The 20481-nt window shown below is 71.8% G+C and carries 21 protein-coding genes; 6 read left to right on the top strand and 15 right to left on the bottom strand.

The window, feature by feature from the left end:
- Positions 1–64: 64 nt before the first annotated feature.
- Positions 65–685 carry a TMEM165/GDT1 family protein gene (locus AC1DWR_RS13200; protein ID WP_477624614.1) on the top strand — a complete coding sequence of 207 codons (621 nt, stop codon included), beginning with the start codon at positions 65–67 and terminating at the stop codon, positions 683–685.
- Positions 686–720: 35 nt separating this feature from the next.
- Here the strand turns inward: AC1DWR_RS13200 and AC1DWR_RS13195 are convergent, their stop codons facing one another.
- The 4 genes from AC1DWR_RS13195 to AC1DWR_RS13180 all read right to left on the bottom strand — a co-directional run bounded on the left by AC1DWR_RS13195 (position 721) and on the right by AC1DWR_RS13180 (position 6260).
- Positions 721–2115 (bottom strand): ATP-binding protein, encoded by a 1395-nt coding sequence (locus AC1DWR_RS13195; protein ID WP_477624613.1) that lies wholly within the window; start codon positions 2113–2115, stop codon positions 721–723.
- A 36-nt stretch (positions 2116–2151) separates the two neighbouring features.
- Positions 2152–3810 (bottom strand): FAD-dependent oxidoreductase, encoded by a 1659-nt coding sequence (locus AC1DWR_RS13190; RefSeq protein WP_477624612.1) that lies wholly within the window; start codon positions 3808–3810, stop codon positions 2152–2154.
- A 177-nt stretch (positions 3811–3987) separates the two neighbouring features.
- Positions 3988–4938 carry a D-2-hydroxyacid dehydrogenase family protein gene (locus AC1DWR_RS13185; protein ID WP_477624611.1) on the bottom strand — a complete coding sequence of 317 codons (951 nt, stop codon included), beginning with the start codon at positions 4936–4938 and terminating at the stop codon, positions 3988–3990.
- A complete protein-coding gene (locus tag AC1DWR_RS13180; protein ID WP_477624610.1) occupies positions 4935–6260 on the bottom strand; it encodes a glycosyltransferase 87 family protein in 1326 nt (441 codons plus the stop codon). Before AC1DWR_RS13180 ends, AC1DWR_RS13185 begins: the two co-directional genes overlap by 4 nt.
- 41 nt (positions 6261–6301) lie before the next feature.
- On the opposite strand from AC1DWR_RS13180, the gene AC1DWR_RS13175 reads away from it, so the two are divergent.
- The gene (locus AC1DWR_RS13175) at positions 6302–8509 is read left to right on the top strand and encodes a hypothetical protein (RefSeq protein ID WP_477624609.1); all 2208 of its coding nucleotides are present in this window, start codon (positions 6302–6304) and stop codon (positions 8507–8509) included.
- On the opposite strand, the gene AC1DWR_RS13170 is transcribed toward AC1DWR_RS13175, so the two are convergent.
- From AC1DWR_RS13170 to AC1DWR_RS13150, 5 genes are all read right to left on the bottom strand, one after another.
- Positions 8448–9956: an MptA/MptB family glycosyltransferase gene (locus tag AC1DWR_RS13170; protein ID WP_477624608.1), complete on the bottom strand. Its 1509-nt coding sequence runs from the start codon at positions 9954–9956 to the stop codon at positions 8448–8450. The genes AC1DWR_RS13175 and AC1DWR_RS13170 overlap by 62 nt on opposite strands.
- An 11-nt stretch (positions 9957–9967) precedes the next feature.
- Complete coding sequence (locus AC1DWR_RS13165) at positions 9968–10720, bottom strand: glycosyltransferase (protein ID WP_477624607.1); 753 nt, start codon at positions 10718–10720, stop codon at positions 9968–9970.
- Between the two features lie 58 nt (positions 10721–10778).
- Entirely contained in the window at positions 10779–11669 is an 891-nt protein-coding gene (locus AC1DWR_RS13160; RefSeq protein WP_477624606.1) for a DUF5926 family protein, read from the bottom strand.
- Between the two features lie 65 nt (positions 11670–11734).
- The gene (locus tag AC1DWR_RS13155) at positions 11735–12208 is read right to left on the bottom strand and encodes an ATP-binding protein (protein WP_477614305.1); all 474 of its coding nucleotides are present in this window, start codon (positions 12206–12208) and stop codon (positions 11735–11737) included.
- A 41-nt stretch (positions 12209–12249) separates the two neighbouring features.
- Entirely contained in the window at positions 12250–13029 is a 780-nt protein-coding gene (locus AC1DWR_RS13150) for a glycerophosphodiester phosphodiesterase (protein ID WP_477614304.1), read from the bottom strand.
- 229 nt (positions 13030–13258) lie between these two features.
- Here AC1DWR_RS13150 and AC1DWR_RS13145 point away from each other — a divergent pair, with 229 nt between their 5' ends.
- The 3 genes from AC1DWR_RS13145 (at position 13259) to AC1DWR_RS13135 (ending at position 14907) form a co-directional block, all read left to right on the top strand.
- Positions 13259–13759 carry an RNA polymerase sigma factor gene (locus AC1DWR_RS13145; protein ID WP_477624605.1) on the top strand — a complete coding sequence of 167 codons (501 nt, stop codon included), beginning with the start codon at positions 13259–13261 and terminating at the stop codon, positions 13757–13759.
- Complete coding sequence (locus tag AC1DWR_RS13140; RefSeq protein ID WP_477624604.1) at positions 13756–14346, top strand: methylated-DNA--[protein]-cysteine S-methyltransferase; 591 nt, start codon at positions 13756–13758, stop codon at positions 14344–14346. The genes AC1DWR_RS13145 and AC1DWR_RS13140 overlap by 4 nt, the downstream gene beginning before the upstream one ends.
- 69 nt (positions 14347–14415) lie before the next feature.
- Positions 14416–14907 carry a nucleoside deaminase gene (locus AC1DWR_RS13135; protein WP_477624603.1) on the top strand — a complete coding sequence of 164 codons (492 nt, stop codon included), beginning with the start codon at positions 14416–14418 and terminating at the stop codon, positions 14905–14907.
- Here AC1DWR_RS13135 and AC1DWR_RS13130 read toward each other — a convergent pair whose 3' ends face one another.
- The 6 genes from AC1DWR_RS13130 to AC1DWR_RS13105 all read right to left on the bottom strand — a co-directional run bounded on the left by AC1DWR_RS13130 (position 14908) and on the right by AC1DWR_RS13105 (position 19926).
- Positions 14908–15513 (bottom strand): DUF421 domain-containing protein, encoded by a 606-nt coding sequence (locus tag AC1DWR_RS13130; RefSeq protein WP_477614300.1) that lies wholly within the window; start codon positions 15511–15513, stop codon positions 14908–14910.
- Positions 15514–15585: 72 nt separating this feature from the next.
- On the bottom strand, positions 15586–16650 hold the full coding sequence (locus AC1DWR_RS13125; RefSeq protein ID WP_477624602.1) for an aldo/keto reductase: 1065 nt from the start codon (positions 16648–16650) through the stop codon (positions 15586–15588).
- Between the two features lie 22 nt (positions 16651–16672).
- Positions 16673–17614, bottom strand: coding sequence for a PP2C family protein-serine/threonine phosphatase (locus AC1DWR_RS13120; RefSeq protein WP_477624601.1), 942 nt, complete (start codon positions 17612–17614; stop codon positions 16673–16675).
- The gene (locus AC1DWR_RS13115) at positions 17611–18000 is read right to left on the bottom strand and encodes a hypothetical protein (protein WP_477624600.1); all 390 of its coding nucleotides are present in this window, start codon (positions 17998–18000) and stop codon (positions 17611–17613) included. Before AC1DWR_RS13115 ends, AC1DWR_RS13120 begins: the two co-directional genes overlap by 4 nt.
- A 40-nt stretch (positions 18001–18040) precedes the next feature.
- A complete protein-coding gene (locus tag AC1DWR_RS13110; RefSeq protein ID WP_477614298.1) occupies positions 18041–19081 on the bottom strand; it encodes an ANTAR domain-containing protein in 1041 nt (346 codons plus the stop codon).
- Positions 19082–19164: 83 nt separating this feature from the next.
- The gene (locus AC1DWR_RS13105; RefSeq protein ID WP_477624599.1) at positions 19165–19926 is read right to left on the bottom strand and encodes an MBL fold metallo-hydrolase; all 762 of its coding nucleotides are present in this window, start codon (positions 19924–19926) and stop codon (positions 19165–19167) included.
- A 104-nt stretch (positions 19927–20030) separates the two neighbouring features.
- Between AC1DWR_RS13105 and AC1DWR_RS13100 the strand changes: the two genes are divergently transcribed.
- Positions 20031–20471 (top strand): VOC family protein, encoded by a 441-nt coding sequence (locus AC1DWR_RS13100; RefSeq protein ID WP_477624598.1) that lies wholly within the window; start codon positions 20031–20033, stop codon positions 20469–20471.
- Positions 20472–20481 lie beyond the last annotated feature (10 nt).

The raw sequence follows: 20481 nt of genomic DNA, 5'->3' as shown, positions 1-20481 counted from the left end.
CGAGGGTCTGGGGGTCGGACACCCCGTCAGCGTATTGGGGCGCCGCGGATACAGTCGACGCGATATGGATTTCGACCTCGCCACCATGGCCATCGTGTTCGGCTCGATCTTTCTCGTCGAGCTGCCCGACAAGACCTTCATCGCGACGCTCGTGCTGGCGACCCGGTTCCGGCCGCTGTACGTCTGGATCGCGGTGTCCCTGGCGTTCCTCGTGCAGACCGCCGTCGCAGTCACCGTCGGAGGGCTCCTGTCGCAGCTGCCCAAGCGACCGGTGGAGATCTTCGCGGCGGTGATGTTCCTCGTGGGTGGGTTCATCCTGCTCCACGGCGCTGCCAAGGCTGACGAGGAGGAGGCCGAGACCGAGGAGGAGTTCGCCCACAAGGGGGCGGCGACCGCGGTCGGCCTCAAGGCGATCGGGGTGTCGTTCGGCGTGCTCTTCCTCGCCGAGTGGGGTGACCTGTCACAGCTGCTGACGGCTTCGATGGTGTTGCAGTTCAAGGAACCCGTGTCGGTCTTCATCGGGGCGTTCCTCGCGCTGGCAGCCGTGTCCGGCCTCGCAGCCGTCCTCGGACGAGCCCTGCTCGCCAGGGTGAAGCTCGCCACGATCCGGCGCATCGGTGGTGGCGTCTGCCTCCTCTTGGCTGCGCTGACCGTCCTGCAGATCTTCGAGGTCATCACCATCTGACGCAGGGGCGCGGACGGCGCAGTGGGGTCAGGCGGTCAGCCCTCGGCCGGGCGCAGCGGCAGCCGCACCACCACGACCGCGCCGCCGCCGTCCCCGGGCTCCAGGGAGATGTCGCCCCCATGGCGCTCGACGACGATCCGACGGGAGATGTCGAGGCCGAGGCCGGTGCCCTTTCCGACCTCCTTGGTGGTGAAGAAGGGTTCGAACGCGTGGGCAGCCACGTCGTCGGGGAACCCGGGACCGTCGTCGGCGATCTCCACGACGACACCGTCCTCGATGCCCCGCACCGTGATCCGTAGGCTGCCCGAGCCCTCCATGGCATCCACCGCGTTGTCGATCACGTTGGTCCAGACCTGGTTGAGCTCGCCGGGGATCGCCTCGACGAGGGGGAGGTCGGGGGCGTAGTCGCGGACCACGGTGACCCCGCCGCGGAGCTTGTGGCCGAGCATGACCAGCGTGCTCTCCAGGCCCTCGGTGACATCGGTTCGCTGCACGAGCGCCCGGTCCAGCTGGGAGTAGGAGCGGACCGCGGCCACCAGCTCCGAGACCCGGTGGGTCGCCTCCCGGATCTCGCCCAGCAGCCCCACCACGGTGAGTGAGCTGGCGATCCACTCCAGGCCGGGCTCGAGCTGGCCCGGGCGCAGGTCGGCAGCGGCCCGTTCGAAGAGGTCGACACCGGTTCCGGCCGCGGCGAACGGCGGGGCGATGACCCAGTCGCGCTCGACGTCGTGAGCGGCGAGCCACTCGGCCAGCTCCTCCTCGCGATCGGCGGTGGCGAGGGCGTCGAGGTCCTGACCGGCTGGAGAGATGCCTCGACGCAGGGTGTCCAACGCGACGAACTGCTCTGCGGTCATGGAGTTCTCGCCGAGCCGCCGCAGCGAGGCCAGCAGCGCCTCCGTGGCCTGGTCCAGGGCGTCGACGGCGCGGGTCGCCGCCGAGGCCGGGTTGTTGATCTCGTGTGCGAGCCCTGCCGCGAGGGTGCCGAGCGCGACCAGTGACTCGCGCTGGCGGGCCTTGGCCTCGATGCTCCGAACCGTGTTGACCAGCCCCGAGATGAGGTGGACGCCGAACGGGAACCACTCCCGCGCGACGTCGCCGAGCGCTTCCGCCGGGACGCGGAGCAGCCGGCCGGGGACCACCCCGCGGGCCGTGGCCATGTAGACGCCGTGCGCATCCCAGGCCTGGAAGCCACCAGCCCACTGCCCCGGCGAGCTCATCACCCCGAGCTCGGTCTCCTGCTGCCCCACCCGACGCGCCAGGCTGAGCGACCCCTCGAGAAGCACCCACCAGAAGTCGGCCGGCTTCCCCTCGCGGAAGGGCACGTCGCCGGTCTCGAAGGGCCACTCCTTGCCCGCGGTCCAGAGCCGGTCGAGCTGCTCGTCGGCGAGTCCGTCGAACAGCGTGAGGTCCCTCAGCTCACCGGCGCCCATCGAGCCTCCCCATCACGTCGTCCCCAACTGGGCGCCTCACGTCGTCGCCAGGAAGCGGTGGACGAGGTAGACCGCCATGCCACCCTCGCCCACGGCCGAAGCCACGCGCTTCATCGAGTCGAGGCGCACGTCCCCCGCCGCGAAGACGCCGGGGATGCTCGTCTCCAGGGCATAGGGCGGACGGTCCGCCGACCAGGCCGGACGGCCGGGACCAACCAGCAGGTCCTGGCCCGTCACGATGAAGCCGTGGTCGTCGCGAACCACCTCGTCCCCCAACCAGTCGGTGCGTGGCATCGCCCCGATGAAGATGAACAAGGACGAGGTCTCGACCTTCTCGGTCGCGCCGGTCGCCCGGTCGCGCAAGGTCAGGGACTCGAGGTGCCCGTCGCCGCGCGCAGCCACGACCTCGCACCCCACTCGCACCTCGATGCTGGTGCACGCCCGGATCCGCGCGACGAGGTACTGCGACATGGTCAGCTCGAGGCCGGCGCCGCGGACCAGCATCACCACCTTCTTGGCGAACCGCGCGAGGTTCAGCGCCGCTTGGCCCGCAGAGTTCGCGGCTCCGACGACGTAGACCTCCTCACCCTCGCACTGGGCCGCCTCGCTGGCCGAGGCACCGTAGTGGACCCCCCGCGCCCCCAGCTCGTCCAGGCCGTCCGCCTCGAGCCGGCGGTAGGACACTCCCGTCGCGATGACCACGGCCCGCGCCTCCAGCTCGTCGGCACCGTCGATCACCACCGAGCGCACCGGACCCCTGGTCCGCAGGCCGACCGCCTCACGCGCGACCACCATCTCGGCGCCGAACCTGGCCACCTGCGCCACGGCCCGGTGGGTGAGGTCGGCCCCTGACAGCCCCTTGGGAAAGCCGAGGTAGTTCTCGATGGACGCGCTCTGTCCCGCCTGCCCGCCAGGCGCGTCGCGCTCGACGACGACGGTCCGCAGTCCCTCCGACGACGCATAGACGGCGGCCGCCAGTCCCGCCGGGCCACCGCCCACGATGCACAGGTCGTACAGCGGGGCGTCGGCCAGCGTGTGCAGGCCAAGCGCGTCGGCGAGCGCGCGGTTGCTCGGGCTGCGCAGCGGCTCGGCGTCCGGGACGAGGACCAGGGGCAGGTCGGAGGCCTTGGCCCCGGCGAGCTCGGCCAGCTCACGGGCGCCCTCGTCCCGCTCGACGTCCAGCCACCGGTAGGGCACGTGGTTGTGCGCGAGGAAGGTCTTGACCTCCTGGCTGCGGTCGGACCAGCGGTGGCCCACCACCCGCAGCTGACTGGCGTCGTCGCGGTGCGTGTCGCGCCAGTCCCCGAGCAGGTCCTCGACCACGGGGAAGAACTTGTCCTGCGGCGGGTCCCAGGGCTTGAGCATGTAGTAGTCGAGCCCGATGTCGTTGATGGCCCGGATGGCGACGTCCGTGTCGGCATAGGCGGTCAGCAGCAGCAGCTTGGTGTCCGGGCTCAGGCCGCGCACCTGTTCGAGCAGCTCGATCCCGGTCATCCGCGGCATCCGCTGGTCGGACACCACGAGCGCGATGGAACGCCCCCGCAGCGTGAACTCGGTCAGCAGCTCCAGCGCACCCGCCCCCGACGTGGCCCCGACCACGCGGTAGTCGGCGCCGAAGCGGTCCCGCAGGTCGCGGGTGATGGCCTTGGACACGACGGGGTCGTCGTCGACGGCCAGGATCGTCGGCTTGGCCACGGGTCACTCCGTTCCCCGGTCGCCGGGCCCGGCGCTGCACCCGGGGCGGCGGTCCGCTGCTCGGAGGCTACCTGCACCCGCCGAAGCAGCGCCATGGTCCAGCACCCGCGGAGGAAGCCTTGCGGGGAAGTCTTGGGCGAAGGACCTCGGGCGCGGACGGGGAAGGCCTGAACGGAGTCAGCTCACGACGTTGACGGGCGCACCCGAGTCGAAGGCCAGCACCTGGTCGACCGCCGCGTCGTAGAGCCGCTCGAGGACGTCCCACTCGACGTACCCGAGGTGCGGGGTGGCCGTCAGGTTCGGCAGGGCCAGCAGCGGGTGGGCGGCGTCGAGCACGGGTTCGACCTCGAACACGTCGACGGCGGCCCGTCCGGGGCGCCCGGCCTCCAAGGCCGACGCCAGCGCTCCAGGAGCGACGATCGAGGCACGCGAGGTGTTCACGAACAGCGCGTCGGGCCTCATCAGGGCAAGATCGGCCGCCGTGACGATCCCGGTCGTCTCCGAGACCAGAGGCAGGTGCACGCTCAGCACGTCGCACTCGGCGAAGAAGGCGGCGCGACTGGCGGCCGCGGCATACCCGGCCTCTGTCGCTCGGGCGAGCGAACCCTCGCGTCCCCACACGAGGACGCGCATCCCGAAGGCCCGCCCCACCTCGGCCACGAGGCTGCCGATGCGACCGAAGCCATAGACACCAAGGGTTTTCGCGTGCAAGCCCGTGCCCACCGAAGCCTGCCACTGCCCGGCGCGCAGTCGCTGCACCTCGGCGGGCACGTGGCGGAGGGCAGCGAGGATCAGTGCCCAGGTCAGCTCGGCGGTGGCCTGTGGACCTCCCGCGCCTCCCGCGGAGACGGTGATCCCGCGCTCGACGCAGGCGGCGACGTCGAGATGGCTGGTGTTGCGCCCCGTCTGGCTCAGCAGCCGCACCGTGGTGAGCCGCTCGACCACGTCACGAGGGACGAGGGTCCGCTGCTGGAGCAGGATCACCGCGTCGAAACCGTCGAGCCGCTCGGCCAGCGCCACCCCGCGCACTGAGTCGGTGAACGCCACCACGTCGTGGCCCTCGAGCCGCCGCGCCGCGGGGAGCCGCGCGAACGCCCCGGCGTAGTCGTCCAGGACCGCGACCCTCACGGCGTCGCCTCGGCGCGCTCCCCAACCTCCGGGTCCCGGGTATGCCGCGTGGCCGGCTTGCTGTGCAACGCCCACCACAGCAGGGCGAGAGCGAGCAGGGAGCCGAAGGTGTCGGAGTTCTGCAGGACCCGGCCGAACCAGCGTGGCCAGTCCGGGTGGCTCAGCCAGGTGATGCCCCACCACGGCAGCCGGCACAGGAAGAAGCCCGTCACGACCGCTGCGGCGGCAAGGCGACGGCGGTCCCGCATGGGGTCTGCACCCAGGACGGCGAAGATGACCACGACCATCCAGTGCAGGTGGTGGATCCAGGCCACCGGCGACAGCAGCACCGCCATCAGCCCGATGGCCGCGACCTCGCTGATCGAGTCGCCCGCGAGGTAGGCGCGTCGCGCGAGCTGGTACCCGACGAAGCCCACCACGGCGACCAGCAACAGCCAGAGGGCATCACCGGGCAGTCCGTGGGGGCCCAGCCTCAACAGGAAGCCGCGGATGCTCTGGTTGGAGGTGCCGGCGTTGGGACCGAGTCGGGCGGGGTCCTGGAGCGCGCCGCCCCAGAAGGCGAACGACGCCTCCGGCAGCAGCACCCACGACCCCAGGGTGACGGCGACCGCTGTCACCACGGCGGTGATGGCTTCCTTCCACCGCCGGTTGACCAGGTAGTGCACGACGAAGACACCGGGGGTCAGCTTGATCGACATCGCCAGGCCGACGAGGACACCAGCGGGGACGCGGCGCAGCAGCCCCGGACGCGGGGTGCGCAGGTCCATCAGGCAGGCGAGCACCATGAACGCGTTGACCTGGCCGAACCGGATCCCGTCCGACACCGGGTGCAGCCACAGCATCGGCACCGTGAGGAGCGCCAGGGTGATCGGCGCGAGGGTGCCCGTGCGGTGGATCAGGCGCCACCCGGCATACCAGACGATGGCGGCGGTAGCCGCGATCTGGGCCAGGGTCCACAGCCAGCCGATGGCACCAAAAGGCAACAACGCCAAGGGAACCGCAAGCACTGCCGCAAAGGGTGGATAGGTGAAGGGCAGCAGCTGGGGGGCTTCGGTCATGGCCGAGTAGATGGGTCGCCCGGTGAGGATCGAGACGCCTGCCTCGCGGTAGACCTCGACGTCGACCTGCCACTGGTCCAGCGGCCAGAAGACGAGGTAGCGCAGCACCGGTATGGACGCGCCGGCGAGGACGACCACGACCGCGAGGCTCCACCGCGCTGCCGGCGACCAGCCGGCAACTCGGGAGCCGGCTGAGCGACCCAGGGTGCGGAACCGGTGTCCTCGACCTCGGGCCACGGCGGCGGTGGGGGTCGCGGTGGTCACGCCCCCATTCTGTCCTGCGCCGCGACCCGTAGCCTGTACGGGTGACCCGCCGCGCCCGACTCTCCCTCGCCGGCCTGTTCTCCATCCTCCTCGTGACCCTGCTCTCCGTGCTGCTGCCAGGCGCACCCGCCGCCGCGGACCAGCCCACCTCGGTCGCCGCCACCCCAGCCACCGCGACCAACCCGATCATCCTGATCGGCACCGGCGGCCTCACGTGGAGCGACGTGAACGCGAAGGGCACCCCCGCTCTCTGGTCGTTCCTGCGCGACGGGTCGACTGCGGCACTGTCCGTGCGTTCGGTCTTCCCCAACACGTGCCCTGTCGACGGTTGGCTGAGCCTGTCGGCCGGCAACCGCGCGGCAGCGCCGGGCACGGGCAAGAACGGCGCCCGCAGCACCACCGACCCGTGCCCGCCCGTCCCCGAGGTCAGCAGCGGCGTCGTGCCCGACTGGAACACCTACGTCAAGGCTGCCGACGCCCTCAAGTTCGACTCCACGCTCGGCACCCTCGGCGAGCAGCTCGCCTCCAACAGGCAGTGCGTGCAGGCCGTCGGGCCGGGTGCCGGGGTCGGCGCGGCCTACCTCTCCGGCGCCGTGCCGAGGTATGCCGCGTTGGAGCCCAGCGAGCTCACCGGCCTGCTCTCGCGGTGCCGGGTCACGCTCGTCGACGTGGGTTCCCTGCGCGACCCGAACGACCTGCCCGACCGCGAGGTCACCAGCGAGCCGGGCACCCGGCAGGCGCAGGGCACCGCCATCGACCGGCGGATCGCCGAGGTCCTGGCGGCCGCCCCCAGCGGGTCCGACCTGGTCGTCGCCAGCCTGTCCGATGCGGGCATGAGCGAGCGGCTGCGCCTGGTGGCGGCCAAGGGTCCGAGCTACGGCTCCGGCACGCTCTACTCCCCCTCCACCCGCCAGGACGGCCTGGTCCAGTCGGCCGACCTGACCGTGACCGCCCTGAGCGCGGCCGGGGTGCCGGTCCCCGACGCCCTGGGTGGGTTCGCGCTGCGGAGGGGACAGGAGGGCCCCAACTCCGAGGCCGCGGCCCGCGACCGGCTGCGGCACCTCCTGGACTTCGACCAGGCCAGCCACGAGGTCCACCCGCTGGTGCCACCGTTCTTCAACGCCGTCGTGATCGCCCAGATCGCGATCTACCTGCTGGCGGCTGTCGTCTGGCGCCGGGACTTCGGGTCGATCGACCTACGACTGCGACTGCTGCGCATCACCCGACGAGTGGCGGTGGTCGCCGCCACCATCCCGGCGGCGACGTTCCTGGCCAACCTCCTGCCGTGGTGGCGCTTCCCCATCCCGATGGTGGCGGCTGTCCTCAGCGTCGGACTGTTCGTGGCCCTCATCTCGGCGATCGCGCTGCTCGGACCGTGGGCCCGTCGCATCACCGGAACCCTGGTCGTGGTCGCCCTGGCCACCCTGCTCGTCCTCGGTGGCGACGTGATGTTCGGGTCGCACCTCCAGATCTCCTCGCTGATGGGGCTGCAACCCGTTGTCGGCGGCCGCTTCTACGGCATGGGCAACGTGACGTTCGCGCTGTTCGCCACCGCCGCCCTGTTGCTCTGCATCGCGGTGTCCAGCCACTTCGTCCGCCGTGGCAGGCCGCGCGTGGCGGCCGCGGCGGCGTTGGCCATCGGGCTGGCGGCCGTGGTCGTCGACGGCTACCCCGGATGGGGTGCCGACGGCGGTGGTCCCCCGGCGTTGCTGCCGGGCCTGGTCTACCTCGTGCTCGCCATCCTCGGCATCCGGATGACCTGGCGCCGCGGCGCCCTCCTCGCCGGAGGGACCATCGCCCTGTTCCTCCTCGTGGGCTTCCTCGACTCCCTGCGAGGCACCGAGAACCAGTCGCACCTCGGGCGGTTCTTCCGGTCGATCTTCACCGGCAAGGCGGGCGACATCATCGTGCGCAAGCTCCAGCAGAACATCGACATCCTGTTCGGCAACTACCCCCTCGCGCTGCTGGTCCCGATCGCCCTGGTCTTCGTCATCGTGATCCTGGCCCGCCCGACGTCCTGGGGGTCGCGGTCCCTGCAGCGCTCCTACGAGGCGATCCCGACCCTGCGGCCCGGCCTGATCGCCCTGCTGATCACGATGACCATCGGCTTCGCCATCAACGACTCGGGCGTGGCGATCCCGGCCAACGGCGCGATCATCGCGGTCCCGCTCATCATCGCCGTCAGCGTCAGGGTGCTGGAGGACGAGGCTCGGGGTTCCGCGACGACACGCGCCTCGCGGCGAAGGTGAGCCACCCCCACACCAGCAGCGCGGCATACGGCACCGGGGTGCGGCGCACCCACAGGGTGACGCGTTGGACCCCCGGTGTCATGCCGACCACACGACCCGGCACGTAGGCGACGGCCATGGCGACCAGTCGCACCAACAGGATCAGGTCGAGCACACTGGCCGCGAGGACCGGCAGCGTCGCCCAGGTGAGCAGGTCGTACCACGGCAACGAGTAGGGCGCACCGACGGTGTAGGCCGTGCTGAGCACGAGCACCCACCGCACCGCGGTCCCGGTCGAGGTGGCCGGTGCGAGGTGTCTGGTGAGCCTGGCGAGGACCACGACGAAGACCAGGACCGACAGCGTGGCCAGCCAGGTCACCAGGGTGCGGGCGTGGCCCGAGGTGAGCGGGCCGCTCAGGGCTTCGTAGAGCAGCCGCCACGGCGTCGCGAGCGAGATCGACCGGCGAGCGCGGTCCAGCTGGTCGAACACGTGCGGTCCCGCCCACAGGTGCAGGGGCACCACGAGGACGAGGGCGGCGAGCGCGAACCGGCCCGCCCGGCTGAGGAACCCGGACCGCTCGTGGGCCCACCAGCCGAGCAGCACCGCGAGCGCCACCACGCCGTAGGTGACCTTGCAGGACACTGCCAGCCCCGCGAAGGCACCGGCCGCCCAGGGATGTCGCGCCGCCAGCACCAGGGCAGCAACGGCCAGCGCGGCAGCGACGAGGTCGACATGGGCACCGAGCACCCCGACCCCGAAGACCACGGGGTTGAACGTCCACAGCGTGTCCACGCGTCGCGGCGTCGCACCCGCCCGCAGGAGGAGGAACCGCACCGCCAGCCAGGCCAGCACGACGAGGACCTGCCAGCACCACACGGTCTCGCGGACATTGGCCCCCGCCACGTGCGAGGTCAGCGCCTGGAGGAGCGTGGCGAAGGGTCCGTAGACGCTGACGGTGTGGGTCCACGGGGGTTCGACCGCCGAGGTCACCGGGTCCAGGGCGGACCAAGCGCTCGGCGGGGTGAGATAGGGGTCCCCGCCGAGGGCGGCGATCCGGCCGTAGGCCGCGTAGTTCGTGTGGTCGGCGGAGCCGAACGGCCCGGTGAGCAGCGCCAGCACGGCCAGGCCGACCGGAAGGGCCCAGCCACCCGGGACGAGTCGGCGTCGGGCCTTGGTGGCGACGGCACCGAGCATCGACGCCCCCGACACGACGGAGGGCTCTGCGCGAAGTCGCGCGACGACGCCCAGGGCGCCGACGAGGTATGCCGTCCACAGCAGCCCGGTCACGAGCGCCGGGCCGGGTGACCAGGCCAGGTCTCCCGGCGCCCAGCCGCGCGGCCCCAGCGGGGGTTTGGCCGCGCTGGGGCCGGCCAGTCCCACCAGCAGGAGGAGCGCGAACGACAGGGTCAGGGCGGGCGTCGCCAGCCTGCCCCGCAGGGACGTCGAGGCCCCACCCGCCGTCGTCATCGTCGCGCCGGTCAGCGCAGCCCGCGCCGGGCCCGGCGGCGCGCCAGGGCGAGGGCGACGTCGCGGTACTGCTTGGCCCGGTGCACCTGGCCGCGCCAGTCGGAGCCGCTGACGCGGTGGTGCAGCTCGCAGGGCACCTCCTCGACGCGCAGGCCCGCCATCAGCACGTCGACGGTCAGCCCGACCTCCACGCCCCAGCCGCGCGCGAGCGGACTGGCCGCGTCGAACGCCTGCCGCGAGATGCAGCGCATCCCCGACAGCGGCTGGTGGGCCACGAAGCCGGTGAGGTCCTCGATCCCCTTGCGGGCCAGCCTGACGACGAACCCGTGCCCGCCGCCGGCCGTCTTCTGCGGCGGCAGGGTGGCGATGGTCATGTCGGCGCGCCCCTCGAGGACCGGCGGCACGAGCACGGCGACGTTGGCAGCAGTGTCCTCGAGGTCGCCGTCGACGAAGAGCAGGGGTCGCCGGCTGCCGGAGCCCTCGACGCGGCCCTCGACCCCTTCGTGGCGGGCGACGTAGCCCGCCCCCGTCGTCATCGCCGCGGCCTTGCCCCTGTTGCGCGCGTGCCGCACGACCTCGGCGCCGGCTTCGCGGGCGATCTCGGCCGTGTCGTCGGAGCTGCCGTCGTCGACGACCACGACAAGGTCCACCCCCGGTATGCCGCGGACGGCACGAACCGTCGCAGCAATCCGGTCCGCCTCGTCCTTGGCCGGGATCACCGCGGCCACGGTCGGGGTGGTGGGCTGGGTCGTGGGTGGGGTCATGTCAGCTGGGCCATTGTCAGCGGAGTCCCGTCGGCTCGGTCATGTCAACCCCAGCCCGTCAGCGCAGGGTCACCTGGCGGCTGAGCAGTCCGGACCGGGCCCGACGCTCCTCCGCGGTGAGGGGCGAGTCGGCGGCCGAGGCCGCGGCATACCTGGTCATGAACTCCGCGAGCGGGGCCTCGTAGTCGTCGGAGGTCTTGTCGGGCTCGAGGTCCCAGACGGGCACGAGCAGGCCGCCCGCGCGGAACGCGCCGAGCAGGCGGGTCGGCTCGCCGAGCCCGCTGTCGCCGCTCGCGTGGAGGCGGGCCAGGGCGTCGGTGGCGACATCCTCGTCCTCGGGCAGTACGAGCCGGATGTGGGTGCGCTCACCGATGCGGCACCAGTACGCCGACGGCGCCGCGGCCATCTTGACGGTCGGGATGACCGACTCGTTGGCGCGATCGAGCGAGGCCTTCGCCTCGTCGTCGAGGTCGGTGTCACCGACCCAGAAGTCGAAGCCCTCGTGGACCGTCACCTCGAACGGCGCGGAGGTGTCGAGGAGGTCCTGCAGCCGCGGAGTCTGCGCCGTCGAGGCTGGGGTGCTGGTGATGGGCACGCCCTGCTCTGCCGAGGCGGCCGCCAGCAGCGAGGTCGCGAGGTCGCGCGACGCGTCCCCGGAGATGGACCCCGACTGGGTGCCGACGAAGACCGCACCGTCGGCGCGGTGCAGGCCCGGCCACGCGAGGGGCAGCACCGTGGCGATGGTCACCTCGGTGGGCGCCCCCTCGGGGGCCTGGCCCTTCGCGAAGGTGACGGTGGCCGTGGCGGCCGGGAGGATCTCGCGCATCGCGACCCAGTCGGTCTCACCGGGCAGACCCTCGAAGGGCCGCGCGACGAACGGTGCGGGGTCGACGCGCGACGTGGCGGTGCCGTGGTCTGCGCCCTTGCGGCGCCGTGATGCCTTGCCCATGGCGCAAACCCTAGTGGGAGGGGTGCGGGGGCGAGGGGTGGGGAAGGCGGAAGTGGAGGTCGCGCTCAGTGGCTGCGGCGCCGGGAGGGGCCGCCCAGGGAGGCCCACACCGTCGACCCGTTGCGGTCCTCGGTGACGCCCCACTCGTGGGCGAGGCTGCGGACGATGCGCAGGCCTCGACCCGAAGGCGCCCAGATCGTGCGGGGAGCCGGACGGGGTGTGCTCTCGCTGCCACCGTCGGTCACCTCGACCTCGACGACGCCGCCCTTGACCTTCCAGTGCACCCGAAGGTTGCCGTCGGCGAGGGCGCGGGCGTGCCGGACCGCGTTGGAGACGAGTTCCGACACCACGATCTCGGCCTCGTCGATGACGGCCGCGGGCACGTCACGACCCTCGAGGTCGTCGACCAGCGCCTTGCGGATCTGGGCCACCGAGGTCGCACGCCACGGGACCCGGACAGTCCGGGACGCGTCTCGGCCGCGCCCCGCCGACGACGGTTGCGAGCGGTGGGGGCGTTCCCCCAGTGGTGCTGCTGCCATGCCCAGTGCCCATGTCCGATCGTTGCGAGTTCGCACGGAGACTATCTACTGACCTCCACAGCGTCGAGGACCGCGCGCGGACGGTTGCTGATGATCGCGTCGACGCCGAGCTCCAGGCAGAGCTCGATGTCGGCCGGTTCGTCGACGGTCCAGGCATAGACCTCGTGACCGTGGCGGTGCTGCCGAGCCACCGTCTGGGGGTAGCGCCGAAGGATCTTGATGTCCATCCCGACCGTGTGGATGCCCTTGGGCAGCGACCCGTCGCGGAACCGCAGCGGCACCGACTCCTCGATGAGGTAGACCGCCGGCACGCCCGGACACAGCTGGCGCATCCGCTGCACGGCCAGCTGGGAGAACGACATGACCCGCACCCAGTGCTGGTCGGGACGGCGGGGACCGTCGAGGTCGAACTCGGCCAGTACCCGGGCGAGCTGACGCTCGACCAGCCCGGCATAGCGGGTGGGGTGCTTGGTCTCGATGGCCAGGCCGATAGGGCGTTCGGACTCCAGGACCGTGGTGAGCAGGGCGCGCAGCGTGAGCAGGCGGTTGCGGTCGCGATCGGGGAGCTCGAGGTCACCAGCGTGGTCCTTCTTCCACGAACCCCAGTCCAGGCCCTCGAGCTCCGCCAGCTCGAGGGTGGACACGATGCCGCGCCCATTGGAGGTGCGGTTGACCCGGCGGTCGTGCACGCAGACGAGATGCGAGTCGGCGGTCAGCCGCACGTCGCACTCCAGGGCGTCCGCACCCTCCTCGATGGCCCGCATGTAGGCCCGCAGCGTGTGCTCCGGCTCGGCGAGGCTGGAACCTCGGTGGGCGATCACGAGTGGGGTGTGTCGCGCAGCGCCCCGGAAGGGCGCAGGGACGACGTCGTCGAGCACCAGACCATGTTTCCACACGAGGCCGATTCCCACCCGCTGCTCGGGACTTCGGGCCGAGATGCGGCACGATGGCTGCCCCGGCACACGCGGCATACGGTGGCGGTTGGCTCTCTGGCTCGGGCCCACGCGGGCCCGCCAGTCACGGGACTCACACGACTCACACGATGGGGAGGTGCGGCGTTCCATGGGTGTGAAGCTGCCCGCCTTCCAGACCCTCGTCGACGCCCACTGGCGTGACGTCGCGCGCCTCGCCCACGCCCTCGCCGGCCCGGTGGACGGGGACGACGTCGCCCAGCAGGCGTGGACGCAGGCGCTCGCGGCCTACCCGACGCTGGGCTCGGCACGGAACCTGCGGGGCTGGCTGCTCACGATCACGCACCGGTGCGCCATGGACGTGCACCGGCAACGGGCCCGCCGTGCGGTGCCCCACGACGACCCCGCGTCGTTGTCGACAGCCAGGGAGGCCGCTCCGGCCGCTGACGCCGAGCTGCCCGACGGACCCCTCTGGGCCTCGGTGGCGGCGCTGCCAGCCCGGCAGCGCGAAGCCGTCGTCCTCAAGTACGTCGCCGACCTCGACCACCCCACCATCGCCATCGTGCTGGGCACCTCGCCCGCCATGAGCCGGCGCCTCGTGAGCGACGCGCTCGCGACCCTGCGTAAGGACGTGTCATGACCGACCCCGCTGCCCGCCTCGCCGGCTTCCAGCCGAGTCCTGCCCACCTGCACCCTCCGGTGCTCGCTCCGAGCGATGTCTCCTACGTCGTGGAGGAGACTCCGATCGGCCGAATGCTGTTGGCCCGCAACGACACTGGCGCGCTCGTCGCCTCGGCGTTCGTCCCGACCGCCGAGGACGAGGACCATGTCCTGACGCGTCTCAGTGAACGCGTGTCACCGCGGGTGTTGCGTCAACCACGCGAGCTGGACGACGCCCGCAGCGAGCTCGAGGACTTCCTCGCCGGACGGACGCGGGAGTTCACGCTCCGCACCGACCTGGCGCTCGCGTCCGACTTCCAGCGGACCGTGCTGCCCCGCCTCGCGGCGACAGTCGGCTACGGAGACCGGGCGACCTACGGCGAGCTGGCTGCCCGCGTGGACCGGCCCACGGCCGCGCGAGCCGTCGGCGCCGCCCTCGGGGCGAACCCCTTGTGCGTGGTGCTCCCGTGCCACCGCATCGTCGCCTCCAGCGGGGCCCTGACCGGGTATGCCGGTGGGCTGGCCGCCAAGCGCTACCTCCTCGAGCTGGAGGCCGGCCACCGCTGAGGTCCGCACCACGGCGGTGGTTGGGTGCGGCGGTGGTTGGGTGCGGCGTGGTCTGCGAGCATCGGAGGCGTGTCCCTCTCCGACGTCGACCTCACCCACCTGCGCCAGTGCGTGGACCTCGCCCGTGAAGGACTCGAGGCGGGCGACGAGCCCTTCGGCTCGGTGCTCGTCGACGGTGCCGGGGCCGTGCGGTTTGCCGACCGCAACCGGGTCCGGGACGGCGACCAGACCCGTCACCCGGAGTTCGAGGCGGCCAAGTGGGCGGCCCAGCACCTCGCCGCCGACGAGCGCGCGGCCTGCACCGTCTACACCTCCGGCGAGCACTGCGCGATGTGCTCGGCCGCGCACGCATGGGTCGGCCTCGGTCGCATCGTGTATGCCGTGTCCACCCGGCAGCTCGTCGGCTGGCTCCGCGAGTGGGGTGTGCCGCCAGGCCCCGTGCTGCCGCTGGCGATCCAGGCCGTTGCGCCGGGGCTCCAGGTGGACGGTCCGGCTCCCGAGCTCGAGCAGGAGGTGCGGGAGCTGCACCGGCGACTGCACGGCATACCCGAAGGTCGGTGATCAGACGGGAGGGGTTGCGCCTCCCTGCGCGTCGAGGCGGGCGGTGAGCGCGTCGACCGCGCGTCGCAGGTCGCCGATGGTGGCGCTGCGCGCGTCGGGCCGCAGCTCGACGGTGATGGAACCGCCCGGTTCGAGCGCGACCCGCTGCACCTCACTGAGTGAGTCGGCACCCTGGGTCTGGATCGCGTTGTTGAGCTCCTCGGGACTCATGCCCACATGGGCGAGGGCGCGGGAGTCGAGCACTCCGTCGTCGACCACCACGGTGGGCCGACCGTCGAGCAGCCAGGCGACCCGGGGGCTGCGCAGTGACCAGCGGTCCAGTCCCGCGTTGACGAGGACGAGGACGGCGGCGCCCAGGAGGCCGCCGACGAGCGAGTTGTCCTGGCCGATGATGGCGTTCTGGACCACGTTGGACAGCAACAGCACCACGACGAGGTCCTGCGAGTTCATCTGTGCCATCAGGCGTTTGCCCGCGACGCGGATGATCAGCAGGATCCCGAGGTAGATCGCGACGGTCCGGATGACCTTCTCCGCCGGAGGCATGTCCAGGTGGAGGAGGTCGTCGACGACTCCCTGCGGCGCTGCGGCGACGAGCTGTTCGAACACGGTGGCTCCTCAGGCTGGATGGCTCTGGCCGCCAACCTAACCCGGGCTACAGCCTCTGCACTGGTGACGCGGCTACTCGCGCCCGGACGAGATCCAGGCCGGGTCCGTGCTGAGGTTGCGTCCACCCTCGGCGAGGTCGGCAGCGGCCTCCAGCCGCCCCAGCTGGTCGGCGTCGAGGTGGATCGCGAGGGCTCCGAGGTTCTCGTCCACGCGCTCAGGGCGACGGGTGCCGGGGATCGGCACGACCGGCATACTGAGGCGCTCGCCCTGGGCGAACAGCCACGCCAGCGCGACCTGGGCGGGAGTTGCGCCCAGCTCGGAGGCGACGGCCGTGACGACCCCGACGACCCGCTGGTTGGCCTCGAAGCCGGCGTCGAACCGCGGGTGACCCTTGAGCATCGAGGCGGCTACGGCCTCCTTCGTCATCGCCCCGGTGAGGAACCCGCGCCCGAGCGGCGAGTACGGCACGAAGCCGGCCCCCACCTCGCGCGCAGCCGGGACGACGTGGTCCTCGACGTCCCGCGACCAGATGCTCCACTCGCTCTGCACCGCGGTGATGGGGTGGACCGCGGCGGCCGCACGCAGCTCGTCAGCGGTGACCTCGGACAGCCCGAGGTGGCGCACCGTGCCCGCTGCGACGAGCTCGGCCATCGCGCCGACGGTCTCCTCGATGGGGACGGTCACGTCGCGACGGTGCAGGTAGTAGAGGTCGATGACGTCCGTCCCGAGACGTCGCAGGCTCGCCTCCGCAGCACTGCGCACGTATGCCGCGTCGCCGCGGACCGCGGTCGCGCCAGGCCCGTCGTTCGGGATGCCGGTGATGCCGAACTTGGTCGCGAGCTGCACCTCGTCGCGACGGGTGCGCAGCAGCTCGCCCACGAGCTCCTCGTTGGTGCCTGCCGGTCCGGACTCGCCCTCACGTGGACGGCCGTAGACGTCTGCGGTGTCGATGAAGGTGACGCCTGCGTCGACGGCGTGGTGGAGGGTGCGCAGCCCTTCGGCGGGGTCGGTCTCACCGTAGACGTGCGTGATCGCCATGCCGCCGAAGCCGAGTCGGCTGACCTCGAGGCCGTGGCCCAGGTCGACCCTGGTCGTGGCGTGGGGGCTCTGTCCGGCGAGGTCGGTCGTCTCGCTCATGGGGTGGAGCTCCTCCTCGAGGTCACAGCGGCTCACTGACTGGTGCAGGGCGCAGCTTCTGAGAGCCTGCGGTGGTTTCCCGGTCGCGCCCGTGGCAGCCGTGCCAGTCCAGGACGAGGAGGGTGGCGTCGTCGGCAAGGGCCTGACCGGAGACCTGCAGGACCAGGTCGGTGAGCTGGCGGGTGGCCTCGCGCGGGTGCAGGTCCCGGGTCCGGGTGATCTCGGCGATCAGGTCCACGGTGGCGGCATCGCGCTCGAGCATGCCGTCGGTGACCATGACGAGCCGGTCTCCCGGCTCCAGGTCCAGGTGGGTGCTGCGATAGGCGGTGCTGGCGAACAACCCCAGGGGCACGTTCACCGGGAGGGGGACAGCCCGCGTGGTGCCTGCGCGGCACAGGTACGGAGCGACGTGTCCGGCGTTGACCAGAGCGAGCGTCCCGGTGGGAAGGTCGAGGCGGCCGAGCATGCCGGTGGAGAAGCTCTCCGAGCCCGTGGCGGTGGCATGCTCGAACAGGGTCAGGTTCGCGTCCCGCGCCTGGGCGAGCAGTGAGGAGCCCTGACGGCGGCTGTTGCGCAGGCTCCCCACGCACAAGGTGGCGGTGAGGGCGCTTGCCACTCCGTGCCCCATCGCGTCCGTCAGCGAAAGGTGCAGCGCGTCGCGGCCCAGGCAGTAGTCGAACGTGTCGCCGCCGACGGACGCGGCCGGCTCCAGCCACGCCGAGAGAGTGAACGCTCCCGCCTCGCACGTGAAGGCCGCGGGCAGCAGCCGCCGCTGGATCTCGGCGGGCAGGGTGAACGCCGTGCTGCGCTGGCCCCACTCGAAGAGGTCGGTGTGTCGCCGGTTCGCAATCACCACGAACGACAGCACGTGGCCGATGCGGGAGATCTGGCCCAAACTGGCAGCGTCTGGAGCCTTGGGCAGCGACAGCTGGAGGAGCCCGAGGACCTCGCCCCGCTCGGTCACCGGCGCCAGGACGACCCATCGGGCCGGCTCCGGCCCGCGCCCGAGTCCGCGGCGGGTGGGATGACCTGCACACTCTGGGTGCGCAACGCCGTCTCGACCGGCCCACCGTCGAACGGCACCACGACGGCCTGTTCGTTGTCCTCCGCCCGAAGGACCCCTTCCTGGCCACCGAGGCCCAGCTGCGCCAGCTCCTCGGAGGAGGCCCCGTGCGAGAGGCGGACCAGTCCGCGCCCGGAGATGTCGGCAATCAGGAAGAACGCCGCAGACGAGCCGAGGGCTTGCGCGAGGGCTTCGGTGACCGCCTCCACCGCCTGCAACGGAGAGGCGTTCTCCGCGGCGTCCAGCACTCCGCCGAGGAGCTCCGTGGACCGTTCGGAGGTCGCCATGGCGGGAACAGTACGCCCCCGACGCCGCACGGGGCCGTGCCTACGACTCGGGTTCGACGAGGCGCAGCGCCAGGGTGTGCAGCTTTTCGTTGAGCCGGTTGGATGAGCGACGCAGGACGTCGAAGGCCTCCTCCGGGCTGAGGTTGAGCCGCTCCATCAGGATCCCCTTGGCCTGGCCGATGACATCTCGGGACAACAGGGCCTCGTTGAGGTTCTTTGCCAGATCCTGCAGGGCGTCGCGTTCACGGACCGCCCCGGCAGCCACCGACGCGTGTGCGGCCAGGATGAGTCCGATCTGCTGAGCCTCGTCGCTGAACGCATCGGCCTCCGTGCCGTAGGTGTTCAGCGATCCTCCGGTGCCCGCGGTCGCAGGACCCGCCGCCGCCAGGCGGTAGGAAGCGGCTGAGTGCGCACCCAGGTCGGCCGGACGGGACGCGAGCGTGGGCCAGCGGGTGTCCGGGAACGACTGCGCATAGACGACCGGGGTGTCGACCGCGTCCAGGATGGGCCCCTCGTGCGCGTCGTACTGCGCCTGGTCGACCACCGACGCGGCCAGGTCCGTGGTCGCGGCCGTCTGATACGACCCTCGCCCACTGAGCGTGACGCTCGCCATCTCGCAGCCCGCAACCGTGCTCACCGCGGTCTGGGCGATCCGCAGAAGGACATCATCGAAGGAGTCGGCTGCGTAGAGATGCTCCGCAATGGCGGCGAACGCCGACGCCAGCCGCGTGGTCGGAGTGGCCTCCGTTCGCAGCTGTGTCGCCTCGTCGCGAGCACCAGCGGCAGCATCGCGCTCGCCCGCCAGCTCGTCACGGTCCTGCCGCGCCTGCTCCCGAGCAGCGCGGGCATCGACGTGCTGCGCTCCCGCCTCGGCACCGTCAGGCGGGGCACCGAGCTCGGCCGCGCGGACGTCCACGCGCAACTCCCGCTCGTCCAGCGCCGCCTCCCGCGTGGCGGCTGTCCGGTCCCTCGCATCGCCAGTTCGGTCGCGCCGCGCCGCCAGCTCGTCACGCCGGTCCGCAACGAAGTCGCGCTTCTCAGCAGCCCACTCTCGCTCCTCATCAGGCAGTTGGACGGCCATCAGATCTGCTCCTCCGCCGAGCGACACGTGGCTTGATCCTATGCCTTGGTCTCACCACGCCGACCGTCCCGAGCACGCCGGGTTCAGCCGGCTGGGTCTCGGACCTGTTGCACGTTGGACTGGTGCGGGACGGAGAGCCAGTAGTGCTGCTGCAGACGCGCGTCGGCCGGTTCCTCTCCTCGCCGGAGTGCGTCGAGGTAGGCACGATCGGCCTCGAAGCGGACCGCGACCTCGACCCCCCGCGCCACCGCGCCGTGGCCCGGGACCACGACCTCGACCTGCCGGGCAGCCTCACCCAGCCGGTCGAGTGCCGACTCATAGGCGTCCAGCTGACCAGGACGGCGGGCGTCGAGGAGCGGGATCAGGACGTCCGAGAGCATGTCACCCGCGATCAGGACGCCACGGTCCGCCAGGAGGATCGCCGCGTGGCCGGGGGCGTGCGCCTGGTGCTCGATGATCTCGCCCGGCACGAGTGCCCCGTCCGAGGGCAGCGGGGTGAGCAGCGCCACCAGCTCGAGCGGGATGCCCGTCGCGCTCTCCGCCGCCATCGCCTGCGCCCGCTCCCGGGCCTCGGTGGCAACCTGGGCGCCGGCAGCGGTGGCGTAGCGCGGGACGTCTCCGAACCGCGAGTGCCAGAGCAGGTGGTCCCAGTGGGGATGGGTGCAGAACCCCGCGACCACCGGGATGCCGAGCCCGTCCACGTCATCGGCGAGCTGGTCGAGGTCGGAGCCGTCGATGCCGGGATCGACGACGGTCAACCCGGCCTCTCCGCGAACCACGATGGCGTTGCTCCAGACCCACTCGCTCTGCCGCACCCAGACACCGTCGGCCACCTCGTTCAGCATCGAGTCACTGTGTCAGGTGTCGGAGCCCGACGCGAGGTGCCCTACCGTTGCGAAGGCGCTTTCGGGTTGCGGATGCGCAATCGGCACGACGGGAGGACGGGCCCATGTCGCACGTACGACGCTTCGACCACATCGGCATCACGGTCGCGGATCTCGACCTCGTGACCGACTTCTTCGTGGCGCTGGGCCTGGAGGTCGAGGGCAGGACCTTCGTCGAGGGCGAGTTCCTCGACACGGTCTGCGGCATTCCCGGCTCCCGCACCGAGATCGTCATGTTGAAGTCACCCGGCGATGGCACCCGCCTGGAGCTCGCGAGGTTCGTGCGACCCGACTCCGTGCCCGGCTCCCCGGCCGCCATGGCCAACGAGCTGGGGTTGCGCAACGTGTCCTTCGAGGTCGATGACCTGCAGGCAGCTGTGGACTGGGCTGCGACACAGGGCTACGGACTGGTCGGAGGCGTCGGCGAGTACGAGGGCTCCTGGCGGATGGCGTACGTCCGGGGGCCGGAAGGGCTCGTGGTCTCACTCGCCCAGCGCCTCGGCTGACGCCTCGCAC

The sequence above is a fragment of the Pedococcus sp. P2_E2 genome (genome assembly GCF_056403955.1).
This window is presented reverse-complemented; position numbering and strand designations above follow the sequence as displayed.